This is a genomic window from Bradyrhizobium sp. USDA 4516 (genome assembly GCF_054055915.1).
In genome coordinates, this window is sequence record NZ_JBSRXT010000001.1 from 3,649,822 (window position 1) to 3,662,351 (window position 12,530).

Annotated in this window: 10 protein-coding genes; 4 read left to right on the forward strand and 6 right to left on the reverse strand. The window is 64.6% G+C overall.

The annotated features are described in order from the left end of the window. Nucleotides 1–68: 68 nt before the first annotated feature. The 6 genes from ACVI1L_RS16780 to ACVI1L_RS16805 all read right to left on the reverse strand — a co-directional run bounded on the left by ACVI1L_RS16780 (nt 69) and on the right by ACVI1L_RS16805 (nt 5,688). Nucleotides 69–1,298 carry an ABC transporter substrate-binding protein gene (locus ACVI1L_RS16780; RefSeq protein ID WP_028338101.1) on the reverse strand — a complete coding sequence of 410 codons (1,230 nt, stop codon included), beginning with the start codon at nt 1,296–1,298 and terminating at the stop codon, nt 69–71. Nucleotides 1,299–1,327: 29 nt separating this feature from the next. Continuing rightward, the gene (locus ACVI1L_RS16785) at nt 1,328–2,350 is read right to left on the reverse strand and encodes a branched-chain amino acid ABC transporter permease (RefSeq protein WP_092085378.1); all 1,023 of its coding nucleotides are present in this window, start codon (nt 2,348–2,350) and stop codon (nt 1,328–1,330) included. 2 nt (nt 2,351–2,352) lie between these two features. Further along, complete coding sequence (locus tag ACVI1L_RS16790) at nt 2,353–3,231, reverse strand: branched-chain amino acid ABC transporter permease (RefSeq protein WP_028339071.1); 879 nt, start codon at nt 3,229–3,231, stop codon at nt 2,353–2,355. Nucleotides 3,232–3,244: 13 nt separating this feature from the next. After that, a complete protein-coding gene (locus ACVI1L_RS16795; RefSeq protein WP_038384532.1) occupies nt 3,245–3,958 on the reverse strand; it encodes an ABC transporter ATP-binding protein in 714 nt (237 codons plus the stop codon). Next, nucleotides 3,955–4,752 (reverse strand): ABC transporter ATP-binding protein, encoded by a 798-nt coding sequence (locus ACVI1L_RS16800; RefSeq protein WP_016847575.1) that lies wholly within the window; start codon nt 4,750–4,752, stop codon nt 3,955–3,957. The genes ACVI1L_RS16795 and ACVI1L_RS16800 overlap by 4 nt, the downstream gene beginning before the upstream one ends. Before the next feature lie 69 nt (nt 4,753–4,821). Next, nucleotides 4,822–5,688 (reverse strand): IclR family transcriptional regulator, encoded by an 867-nt coding sequence (locus tag ACVI1L_RS16805; protein ID WP_018269093.1) that lies wholly within the window; start codon nt 5,686–5,688, stop codon nt 4,822–4,824. 180 nt (nt 5,689–5,868) lie between these two features. Between ACVI1L_RS16805 and ACVI1L_RS16810 the strand changes: the two genes are divergently transcribed. From ACVI1L_RS16810 to pimC, 4 genes are all read left to right on the forward strand, one after another. Next, the gene (locus ACVI1L_RS16810) at nt 5,869–7,965 is read left to right on the forward strand and encodes a 3-hydroxyacyl-CoA dehydrogenase NAD-binding domain-containing protein (protein WP_057016014.1); all 2,097 of its coding nucleotides are present in this window, start codon (nt 5,869–5,871) and stop codon (nt 7,963–7,965) included. Nucleotides 7,966–8,108: 143 nt separating this feature from the next. Further along, a complete protein-coding gene (pimA, locus tag ACVI1L_RS16815) occupies nt 8,109–9,812 on the forward strand; it encodes a dicarboxylate--CoA ligase PimA (RefSeq protein WP_316398691.1) in 1,704 nt (567 codons plus the stop codon). Then, a complete protein-coding gene (locus ACVI1L_RS16820; RefSeq protein WP_456783322.1) occupies nt 9,809–10,996 on the forward strand; it encodes an acetyl-CoA C-acyltransferase in 1,188 nt (395 codons plus the stop codon). The genes pimA and ACVI1L_RS16820 overlap by 4 nt, the downstream gene beginning before the upstream one ends. A gap of 159 nt (nt 10,997–11,155) precedes the next feature. Beyond that, entirely contained in the window at nt 11,156–12,346 is a 1,191-nt protein-coding gene (pimC, locus tag ACVI1L_RS16825; protein WP_018269091.1) for a pimeloyl-CoA dehydrogenase large subunit, read from the forward strand. Nucleotides 12,347–12,530: the final 184 nt, after the last annotated feature.

Genomic DNA, 12,530 nt, shown 5'->3' on the forward strand with positions numbered 1-12,530 from the left:
GGGGCGTCAACAAAAAGCCCCCGCGACGGATATCGCGGAGGCTGTTGTTTTATTCCCGCAGTGCAACGTCACTCGGAGGGGACGTCGCCGGAAATGATGTCACCGAACAGCTCCCACTTCTGCCCCTTGAAACGCTGCATCTGCAGCTGGGCGATCGGGGCGAAGTCGGTGGCCGAGGTGTTGATCTTGACGCCGGGCAGCAGGGTGTCGGGCGTAAAGTCCTTCAGGCTCGCCGCCTGCTTCATGACGTTGGCGCGGGTGAGATCGTCGCCGCACATTTCGAGCACCTTGGCGAGCGTCTGTGCGGCGCCATAGCCGTACACATAGCCGCCGTCGGTCTTGTCGGCGCCCGGCATGTACTTGTCGAGAAACTCGGCCCACTTCTTCATGCCGGGGTCGTTGTTCCACTGTGTGTCGGCGCCGTCCTTGGCGTAGGCCGCCGACAGCACGCCCTGCGCGTTGTCGAAGCCCGCCGGCTGCATCACGCTGCCGACCGAGGCCGACACGTTGGTGATGATCTGCAGCGGCTTCCAGCCGAGCTCGGCGGTCTTCTTGATGGTCTGCGCGCCGAACTTCGGCGTGGTGTAGATCAGCAGCACGTCGGGATTGGCGGCCTTGATCTTGACGATGTGGCCGTCGATCGACGGCTCCGAAATCTCATAGCTCTCCTCCATGATGATGCTGGAGGCCGCCTTGGCGCCAAAGCCGTCCTTGGTGCCCTTGAGGTAGTCTTTGCCGAAATCGTCGTTCTGATAGAGGATCGCGATCTTGGCGTCGGGCTTCTCCTTCATCAGCCACTTGGCGTAGATCTGCGCTTCGCTCTGGTAGCTCGGCTGCCAGCCCATGGTCCACGGGAAGTTCTTCGGGTCGTTCCACTTGGTGGCGCCTGTCGCGACGAACAGCTGCGGGATCTTCTTGGAATTCAGGTATTTCTGGATCGCGGTGTTGGACGGGGTGCCGAGCGGGTTGAAGACGAGCAATACCTCGTCGCTCTCGACCAGCTTGCGCACCTGCTCGACCGCCTTCGGCGGCGAGTAGGCGTCGTCATAGCTGACGAAATTGACCTTGCGGCCGTTGATGCCGCCGCGATCGTTGATCATCTTGAAGTAGGCTTCTTCGGTCTTGCCGATCACGCCGTAGGCGGAGGCTGGTCCCGAATAGGGGATGATGTTGCCGACCTTGATCTCGGTATCGCTTGCGCCGGTGTCGTATTTCTTTTGGGCGAATGCGGCAGTGGACGTCGCGGCAACAGCGACGATCGCCGCGGAAATCGCGGCGATCCGAACGGTAGAAAGCATAATATCTCCTGGTTTGCTTCTATAGGCTGTCAGTTTTTCTTGAACTTTGCGGCCAGTTGCTGGGCAACGATCGCAACCTGCCTGGCGCCGTGCGGCACGAGGAAGATGACGAGGAACAGCAGCACGCCGAACACCGCGCCCGAAAGGCCCTTCGAAATACCCTCGGCGATGTTGGGCACGAAGATGATGAAGGCGGAGCCTACGATCGAGCCGGGCAGCCAGCCGACGCCGCCGACCACCATGCCGAGGAACAGCGAGATCGCGAGCTGGATGGTGTAGCCGTCGGGCGCCACGAACTGCACTGCGATGGCGCCGAGACCGCCGGCAACGCCGGTGATGCCGGCCGAGACGCCGAACGCCAGCGTCTTGTACAGCGCGACGTCGACGCCCATCGCGGAAGCCGCGATCTCGTTGTCGCGGATCGCCATGAAGGCGCGGCCGGAGCGCGAGCGCAGCAGGTTCACCGAAGCGATATAGATCGCGATCGTGACCACCAGCGTGAAGTAATACAGCCACATGTCCTGCCCCATCGGCAGGCCGAACGGCGCATCCGGCTTGGTGACCACGAGGCCCTGCACGCCGCCGGTCCAGTGCTCGAAATAGCCCAGCTTCAGAAGCTGCGGCATCGCGGTGGCTAGCGCAAAGGTCGCGAGCGCCAGATAGACGCCGGAAAGCCGCAGCGCCGGCTGGCCGAACAGGAAGCCGAAGCCGAAGCAGACGATGCCGGCGATCGGCAGCGTGAGGGCATAGTTCATGCCCGCATGCTCCATCAGGATCGCCGAGGTGTAGGCGCCGACGGCGTAGAACGCGCTCTGGCCGAGCGAGAACTGGCCGGAGCCACCGGTCAGGATGTTGAGCGCCAGCACCGCGAGGCCGTAGATCAGAAGCATCGTCATCTGGAAGATGATGAAGTTCTTGACGAACAGCGGGATCAGGATCAGCGCGGCGAGCACGACGAGCGAGGTGCCGTAGCCCAGCGTCATGGCGCGCTTGGGAACGGCCTCGACGGCCTGGCCTTCGGTGACGACTTCGACTTCTTCAGCGGCGCTCATGATCAAACTCGCTTCACGATGGCGCGGCCGAACAGGCCTGCCGGTTTCACGACCAGGACGACGATGATCAGCGCAAGCGCGATCGGAAGTTTCAGTTCATTGCCGACGCCGGGGATGTAGGTGCCGACGAGGTTCTCGAAGACGCCGACCAGGAAGCCGCCCATGACGGCGCCGAACGGGCTCGACAGGCCGCCGAGCACGGCTGCGGCAAATCCATAGATCAGCACGCCGAGCATCATGTTCGGCTCGAGGAACACCACAGGTGCGATCATCATGCCGGCGATCGAGCCGATCGAGGCGGCCATGCCCCAGCCCAGCGCGATCATCCACGAGGTGTTGATGCCGACCAGCCGGGCCGATTCCGGCAGCGATGCGGCGGCGCGCATCGCAAGACCGACCCGGGTGAAGCGGAAGAAGAAGAACAGCAGGAGCAGCATCAACAGCGTGATGCCGATCATGCCGGCCTGGTGGGTCGAGATCAGCTGGCTGCCGAGGAACGGTGAGGAACCGAACGGCGTCGGATACTGCTTGATGGTGAAGTCCCAGATCAGGCCGGCGACCGAGTTGATGATCGCGTAGAGCGCGATGAAGCCGGCGACGTTGGTCAGGATCGGCGCCTTCGCCAGCGGCTTGAACAGCAACCGCTCGATGACGATGCCGGCGGCGAACGAAAAGGCGACGGTGAGCACGAAGGCGCCCCAATATGGCACGCCCCATTGCATCAGCTGCCAGGACACGAAGGTCGAGAACATCGCCATTTCGCCCTGGGCGAAATTCAGATGGTCGATGGCCTGGTAGATCATGACCACCGCGAGCGCCATGCAGGCATAGATCGCGCCGGTGGCGATGCCGGCCAGGACCTGGTTGGCAAAAAGCTCCATTGTGCCAGCTCCCTCAGTAGCCGAGATAGGATTTGCGGACGTCTTCGTTGTTCGCGATGTCCTTGGCATTGCCCGACATCACGATCCGTCCGGTTTCGATCACGTAGGCCTGGTCGGCGAGCTCGAGCGCGAGCTGCGCATTCTGCTCGACCACCAGGATGGTCACCTTTTCCTCGCGATTGATCTTTCCGAGGATGCGGAACAGGTCGCGCACGATCAGCGGCGCGAGGCCGAACGACGGCTCGTCGAGCAGCATCAGGCGCGGCCGCAGCATCAGCGCGCGCGCCACCGCGAGCATCTGCTGCTCGCCGCCGGACAGCGTGCCGGCCTGCTGGGTGTAGCGCTGCTTCAGCACCGGGAAATGCTCGTACATCCGTTCGATGTCGGCGCCGATCGCCTTCTTGTCCGGGCGGCTGATGGCGCCGAGCTGCAGGTTTTCCTCCACCGTCATGTTGGTGAAGGTGCCGCGGCCCTGCGGCACATGGGCGATGCCGAGGCGGACCACGTTTTCGGTCGAGCGCGTGCCGATCGGCTTGCCCTCGAACTCGATCGCGCCGGTGGAGCGCACCATGTTGCAGATCGCCCGCAGTGTGGTGGTCTTGCCGGCGCCGTTGGCGCCGAGCAGCGTGGTCAGCGAGCCCTCGTTGAGCGAAAAGGAGAGGCCGTGCAGGGCCTGGACCTGGCCGTAATAGGCGCGCAGGTCCTTGACGTTGAGCATCGTGGTCATTGGTCCTTGCTCCCCAGATAGGCCTTGATGACATCAGGGTCGGCCTGGACCTGGGCCGGCGTGCCTTCGGCAAGCTTGCGGCCGAAATTGAGCGCGACGACGTGGTCGGCGATCGACATCACGAGACCCATGTGATGCTCGACCAGCAGCACGGTGATCTTGCGGTCGTCGCGGATTTTGCGGATCAGGTCGCCGAGCACATAGACTTCTTCGTGATTGAGGCCGCCGGCCGGCTCGTCGAGCAGCAGGATCTTCGGATCCGCGGCCAGGGCGCGCGCCAGTTCGACGCGCTTCTGGGTGCCGAACGGAAGTCCCGAGACCACGGTGTGGGCGACGTCCTCGAGATCGAGATAGCCGAGGATGTCGTGCACCTTCTTGTTCATGTCGGTCTCGCCGCGGCGGACCCAGGCGAGGCGCAGCGAGTCGCTGACGATGTCGCTCGAGGTGCGCGCATGCGCGCCGACGCGCACATTGTCGATCACGGACAGGTTGGGGAACAGCGCGACGTTCTGGAAGGTGCGGCCGATGCCGATCTCGGCGATCCGGTGCGGCGGGCGCGACAGGATGCTCTTGCCTTCCATCAGGATGTCGCCGGACGACGGCTGATAGAGCCGCGACAGGCAATTGAACAGCGTCGTCTTGCCGGCGCCGTTCGGCCCGATCAGCCCGAGGATCTGTCCATGGCGCATGTCGAACGACACGCCGTTCAGTGCGATGATGCCGCCGAACACGACGCTGACGTCGCGAACCGCGAGCAGGGGATCATTCCCCTGCGCGAGCTGTGCCTGCGTCATCTCGTCTCGCCCGCCGTCTTCGAGCGGTGCGAGCGGCCCTGCGATGCGTTTCGCTGGACGTGATGGAGGCTATCTGATCCCCTCGGCCAAACGTGCAACTTTCCCTCCTACTCTGGTCTTTTTGCGTTCTTCTTTTTTGGATTGCGGCGCCATTCCACCGAGCGCCTGCTCGATGTTCCTTACCATCGCGACAAGACGAGGTCCAATGTCGTTGAGCAATCTGTCTTCCGTGAAGCGGAATGCCGGCGCGCCGCAATTGAAGGCGTAAGGACCGGTTCCGTCGTTCAATCTCAATGCAACGCCGACTGCGGCGACGTCGTTCTGCCAGTCGCCTGCGGACATCGTGAAGCCGTGCTTCGCGACCGTCTCGCCGGAGCGCTCGATGCCGTCGCGCATCTTGGCCCAGCGGCTGCCGTAGTGATCCCGCAGCTCACGCAGTAAAGCCGCGCGCTCGTCGGGCGGCAATGCCCAAATATAAGCACGCCCCATCGCGGTGGTTGCGATCGGCACCCGCGAGCCGACGTCGAGTTGTACGCCGAGCGCCAGGCCGTTCCGGCTCTGGCCGAAATAAATCATGCTGTGGCGGTCGCGGCCGCCGACGGCGACCGCTCCGCCGGTCGCGCGCATCACTTCTTCTCGATAGGGCTCGGACAAATGCCGAACGCCGAGATTGGCGAGCGCGGCGTAGCCGAGTGCCATCGCCGACGGCGCGAGTTGGTACTTCTCGAACTTCGGTACAGGTGTAAGGTATCCCAGCTTGGTCAGCGTGTAGGTCAGCCGGGAAATGGTTGGCTTCGGTAACTTGGTGCGGGCCGCAATCTCCTGATTGCCGAGCAGCCCGTCATTGGGTTGGAATGCGCGCAGGACGTCCAGTCCGCGGGAAAGGGCGACGACGAAATTGCGATCGGTCGCGGCTTTCTTGCTAGCGCGCTTCATCCCTATCCTTGCCCTGCCCTTGTCATGCTCGTTGACAAGGCACGTGCTTCAAAATAACCCTCCATGTCAAGATGTGGAATTAAATTTCGCAGTGCGAAATTGGTCTAATCGTAGCGGCTCAACGCAAGTCGTGCAGCTACTCAACACAAGTCCAAGAACAAGCATCCAGGGAGAGTCCCGGTGAGTGAAGTCGTCAAGCTCGAACGTCATGACAATATTGCCGTCGTCACGGTTAACAGTCCGCCTGTGAATGCGCTGAGCGCCGCGGTGCGCGGCGGCATCTTCGAGTGCATCAAGAGCGCGATCGATGATGCGCAGGTCCAGGGCATCGTGCTGACCTGCGCCGGCCGTACCTTCATCGCCGGCGCCGACATCACCGAATTCGGCAAGCCGCCGAAGCCGCCCGGGCTCGCCGAAGTGCTGAGCCTGATGGAGAGCTCGCCGAAGCCGATCGTTGCCGCCATCCACGGCACCGCGCTCGGCGGCGGCCTCGAGGTCGCGCTGGCCTGCCACTACCGTGTCGCCACCAAGGACGCCAAGCTCGGTCTGCCCGAGGTGAAGCTCGGCCTGCTGCCCGGCGCCGGCGGCACCCAGCGCCTGCCGCGCGCGGTCGGTCCCGAGCTCGCGGTCAAGATGATCGTCGGCGGCGATCCGATCGGCGCGGACGCGGCGCTGAAGGCCGGCCTGATCGAGGAGATCGTCGAGGGACCGGCTTCGGGCGGTGAGGCATTCGCGCGCAAGGTGGTCGCCGAGAAGCGTCCGCTGCGCAAGCTGCGCGACGACGACAGCAAGCTCGCCGCGGCCAAGGCCGATCGTTCGATCTTCACCAATGCGGTCGCTGCGCTGACCAAGAAGTCGCGCGGCCTCGAGGCGCCGTTCGCCGCTGCCGACGCCGTCGGCGCCGCGATCGACCTGCCGTTCGACGAGGGCCTGAAGAAGGAGCGCGAGGGCTTCCTCAAACTGATGAACGGCGACCAGTCCAAGGCACAGCGCTACGCCTTCTTCGCCGAGCGCGAAGCCGCCAAGATCTCCGGTGTCCCCGACGGCACCAAGGGCCGCAACGTGGCGCGCGTCGCCATCCTCGGCGCCGGCACCATGGGCGGCGGCATCGCGATGTCGTTCGCCAACGCCGGCATCCCGGTCACCCTGATCGAGACCGGCGAGGAGCAGCTCAAGCGCGGCATGGGCATCATGCAGAAGAACTACGAGGCGACCGCCGCGCGCGGCGGCATCCCGGCGGACGCGCCCGCCAAGCGGATGGCGCTGATCAACGGTGTCGTCGGCATCGAGAACGTCGGCGACGCCGATCTCGTGATCGAGGCGGTGTTCGAGACCATGGCGGTGAAGAAGGAAGTGTTCGGCAAGCTCGACCAGTATGCCAAGCCGGGCGCGGTGCTGGCCTCCAACACCTCCTATCTCAACATCGACGAGATCGCGAAGTCGACCAAGCGTCCGCAGGACGTACTCGGCATGCACTTCTTCTCGCCGGCCAACGTCATGAAGCTGTGCGAGATCGTGCGCGCCGACAAGACCGCGCCGGACGCGCTGGTCACGGCCGTCTCGATCGCCCGCAAGATCGCCAAGGTGCCGGCAGTGGTCGGCGTCTGCGACGGCTTCGTCGGCAACCGCATGCTGGCGCAGCGCGGCAAGCAGTCCGAGAAGCTGCTGTTCGAAGGCGCCCTGCCGCAACAGGTCGACGCCGTGGTGACCAAGTTCGGCATGCCGATGGGCCCGTTCGCGATGGGCGATCTCGCCGGTCTCGACATCGGCTGGCGCTCGCGCAAGGACCGCGGCATCAAGTCGGAGATCGCCGACGCGCTGTGCGAAGCCGGCCGCTTCGGCCAGAAGACCGGCAAGGGCTACTACAAGTACGAGCCGGGCTCGCGCGCGGCGCTGCCCGATCCGGAGGTCGAGAAGCTGATCGACGAGACGCTGGCGCGCCTCGGCCGCAAGAAGCGCGTCGTCAGTGACGACGAGATCCTCGAGCGCATGATGTACCCGATGATCAACGAAGGCGCGAAGATCCTCGCCGAGGGCATCGCGGCGCGTCCGTCGGATATCGACGTGGTCTGGCTCTATGGCTATGGCTGGCCGATCTATCGCGGCGGTCCGATGTTCTGGGCCGACACCGTCGGCCTCAAGCACATCGCCGATCGCCTGGCCTTCTACGCCAAGGAGACCAACGATCCCTCGCTCGAGCCGGCGCCGCTGCTCAAGAAGCTCGCCGACGAGGGCAAGACCTTCGCCTCGCTCGCCGCGCCGTCGAAGGCGGCGTGATTGGCCGACTGTAACCACGTGTCATTCCGGGATGCGCCGTAAGGCGCAGACCCGGAATCTCGAGATTCCCCGATGCGCAAATTGCGCATCTTAGGTTCACGCTGCGCGTGCCACGGAATGACAGTTTCCAGAGTCTGGTTTTCATGACCTATCCCGGCGAACAATATTATCCCAAGGGCGTGCAGTGGAGCGACGAGATCACGCGCGGCACGCTGCCGGACCTGCTGTCGAGCGCCGCCGCCGAGTTCGGCGCGCGCCCGGTGCTCGAATTCCGCGACCGGCCGATCAGCTACGCCGAGCTGGAGGCCCTGGTCGAGACCGCCGCCGCTTCCTTCATGCGGGCCGGCTACGGCAAGGGAACGTCGGTCGCGCTGTTCCTCGGCAATTCGCCTGACCATCCGATCAATTTCTTCGGTGCGCTGAAGGCCGGCGCCCGCGTCGTGCATCTGTCGCCGCTCGACGGCGAGATCGCGCTGTCGCACAAGCTGTCCGATTCAGGCGCGCGGGTGCTGGTCACCAGCAATTTGTCGGCGCTGTTGCCGACCGCGCTGAAATTCCTCGCCAAGGGTCTGCTCGATCGTCTGATCGTCTGCGAGGACGACAATTGGGGCAAGGTCGGCACGCCGCAAACGGCGCTGCCCGACAATCCCGCGATCATCACCCACCGCCAGTTCATCGACGGCGCGACCAGGCCGTCGCAATGGCCGGCGGTCGACGTCGAGGACGTCGCGCTGCTGCAATACACCGGCGGCACCACGGGCCTGCCCAAGGGCGCCATGCTCAGCCACGGCAATCTCACCGCGGCGGTGTCGATCTACGACGTCTGGGGCAAGCCCGGGCGGCTCGAACGCAATGCGATCGAGCGCGTGATCTGCGTGCTGCCGCTGTTTCACATCTACGCACTGACCGTCGTGCTGCTGTCGGCGATCCGGCGCGGCCATTTGATCTCGCTGCACCAGCGCTTCGACGTCGAGGCCGTGATGCGCGACATCGAGGTCAAGCGCGCAACGGTGTTTCCCGGCGTGCCGACGATGTGGATCGCGATCGCCTCGCTGCCCGATCTCGACAAGCGCGATCTCTCTTCGCTGGTGGTCGCCGGCTCCGGCGGCGCGCCGCTGCCGGTGGAGGTCGCGAAGATCTTCGAGCGCCGCGTCGGCATGAAGCTGAAGAGCGGCTGGGGCATGACCGAGACCTGCTCGCCCGGCACCGGCCATCCCAAGGAGGGACCGGAGAAACCAGGCTCGATCGGGCTGATGCTGCCCGGCATCGAGATGGACGTCGTGTCGCTGGAGGATTCCACCAGGGTGATGCCGGTCGGCGAGGTCGGCGAGATCCGCATCCGCGGCCCGAACGTCACCAAGGGCTACTGGAACAGGCCGGCGGAGACCGCGGAGGCTTTCGTCGGCGACCGCTTCCTCACCGGCGACATCGGCTACATGGACGCCGACGGCTATTTCTATCTGGTCGACCGCAAGAAGGACATGATCATCTCCGGCGGCTTCAACGTCTATCCGCAGATGATCGAGCAGGCGATCTACACCCATCCTGCCGTGCAGGAGGTGATCGTGATCGGCATTCCCGACGATTACCGCGGTGAGGCGGCAAAGGCCTTCATCAAGCTGCGCGACGGCGAGAAGACCTTCTCGATCGACGAGCTGCGTGCATTCCTCACCGGCAAGGTCGGTAAGCACGAACTGCCGGCGGCCGTCGAGTTCGTCGACGAATTGCCGCGCACCCCGGTCGGCAAGCTGTCGCGTCACGAATTGCGCCAGCAGCAGCCCAAGACTGCTCAAACCGAGACATCTCAATCCACGCAACAACAGACTGCATCAGGATCTCGCTCATGACCGGCGCCGTTATCGTCTCCACCGCCCGCACGCCGATCGGCAAGGCCTATCGCGGCGCGCTCAACGTCACCGAGGGCGCGACCTTGCTCGGGCACGCGATCGGCGAAGCGGTGGCGCGCGCCAAGGTCGATCCGAAGGAGATCGAGGACGTGGTGATGGGCGCGGCGATGCAGCAGGGCGCGACCGGCGGCAACATCGCGCGCAAGGCACTGCTCCGCGCCGGGTTGCCGGTGACCGTTGCCGGCACCACGATCGACCGCCAGTGCGCCTCCGGCCTGCAGGCGATTGCGCTCGCCGCGCGCTCGGTGATCTTCGACGGCGTCGAGATCGCGGTCGGCGGCGGCGGCGAGTCGATCTCGCTGGTGCAGAACGACAAGATGAATTCCTTCCACGCCCAGGATCCGGCGCTGCTCAAGATCAAGGGCGAGGTCTACATGCCCATGATCGACACCGCCGAGATCGTCGCCAAGCGCTACAACATCTCGCGCGAGAAGCAGGACGAGTATGGGCTGGAAAGCCAGCGCCGCACCTCGGCCGCGCAGCAGGGCGGCAAGTTCAAGGAAGAGCTCGCGCCGATCACCACCATGATGGCGGTCACCGACAAGGCGACCGGTGCCGTCACGATGAAAGAGGTGACGCTGTCGCAGGACGAAGGTCCGCGGCCGGAGACCACGGCCGAAGGGCTTGCCAGCCTCAAGCCGGTGCGCGGCGACGGTTTCACCATCACCGCCGGCAATGCCAGCCAGCTCTCGGACGGCGCCAGCGCCTCCGTGATCATGAGCGACAAGGAAGCCGCCAAGCGCGGGCTGAAGCCGCTCGGGATCTTCCGCGGCTTCGTCTCCGCCGGCTGCGAGCCGGACGAGATGGGCATCGGTCCGGTGTTCGCGGTGCCGCGGCTGCTGAAGCGCCATGGCCTCAAGGTCGACGACATCGATCTCTGGGAGCTCAACGAGGCCTTCGCGGTGCAGGTGCTCTATTGCCGCGACAAGCTCGGCATCGATCCGGAGAAGATCAACGTCAATGGCGGCGCGATTTCGGTCGGCCACCCTTACGGCATGTCGGGTGCGCGGCTCACCGGCCACGCGCTGATCGAGGGCCGCCGCCGCAAGGCCAAGTACGCAGTCGTCACCATGTGCGTCGGTGGCGGCATGGGCGCGGCCGGCCTGTTCGAGGTGTTGCAGTAGGATTGTCGTCCCGGCGAAGGCCGGGACCCATACGCCGCGGCTTCTCTTTGGGCACATGCGGCAGCCGGCGTTGTCAAACACGAAAGCCGGTGGTTATGGGTCCCGGCCTTCGCCGGGACGACCAGGAAAGAAGCAGTTGAATTTCAAAAGGAGGATCCGATGGATCTCGCTTTCACCAAGGAAGAGATAGCGTTTCGCGAGGAGGTGCGGGAGTTCTTCAAGAACAACGTGCCGCCGGAGACCCGGCGCAAGCTGCAGGAAGGCCGCCATCTGTCGAAGGACGAGATGGTCACCTGGTGGCGCATCCTCAACAAGAAGGGCTGGGGCGTCACCCACTGGCCGAAGGAATATGGCGGCACCGGCTGGAGCACCGTGCAGCACTACATCTTCAACGAGGAGCTGCAGTCCTATCCGGCGCCGCAGCCGCTCGCCTTCGGCGTCAGCATGGTCGGCCCGGTGATCTACACCTTCGGCAACGAGAAGCAGAAGAAGGAATATCTGCCGCGCATCGCCAATGTCGACGACTGGTGGTGCCAGGGCTTCTCGGAGCCGGGCTCGGGTTCGGACCTCGCGTCGCTGAAGACCAAGGCCGAGCGCCGTGGCGACAAGTGGATCATCAACGGCCAGAAGACCTGGACCACGCTCGCCCAGCACGCCGACATGATCTTCTGCCTCTGCCGCACCGATCCGGCCGCGAAGAAGCAGATGGGCATCTCCTTCATCGTGTTCTCGATGAAGTCGAAGGGCGTCACCGTGCGCCCGATCCAGACCATCGACGGCGGCCACGAGGTCAACGAGGTGTTCTTCGACGACGTCGAGGTGCCCTACGAGAACCTGATCGGCGAGGAAAACAAGGGCTGGGATTACGCCAAATTCCTGCTCGGCAATGAGCGCACCGGCATCGCCCGGGTCGGCGTGTCGAAGGAGCGGCTGCGCCGCATCCGCGCGCTGGCCTCCAAGGTCGAGTCCGGCGGCCGTCCGGTGATCGAGGATCCGGCGTTCCGCGAGAAGCTCACGGCCTGCGAGATCGAGCTGAAGGCGCTCGAACTCACCCAGCTCCGCGTCGTCGCCGACGAGGGCAAGCACGGCAAGGGCAAGCCCAATCCGGCGTCCTCGGTGCTCAAGATCAAGGGCTCGGAGATCCAGCAGACCACCACCGAGCTGTTGATGGAGATCATCGGTCCGTTCGCCGCACCCTATGACGAGCACGGCGATGCCGGCTCGAACGAGAGCATGGATTGGACCGCGCAGATCGCGCCGAGCTACTTCAACAACCGCAAGGTTTCGATCTACGGCGGCTCCAACGAGATCCAGCGCAACATCATCAGCAAGGCGGTGCTGGGACTGTAGTTTCCTCTCCCTCTCCCCGCGCTTGCGGGGAGAGGGTTGGGGTGAGGGGCATCTCTCCGAGCAACGACTGCCGAGAGACCTGTACCCCCTCACCCGGATCGCTTCGCGATCCGACCTCTCCCCGCAAGCGGGGCGAGGTGAAGAGGCCCCGGCTTGAACAACGATCAGTTAGTTAAGGGAACGA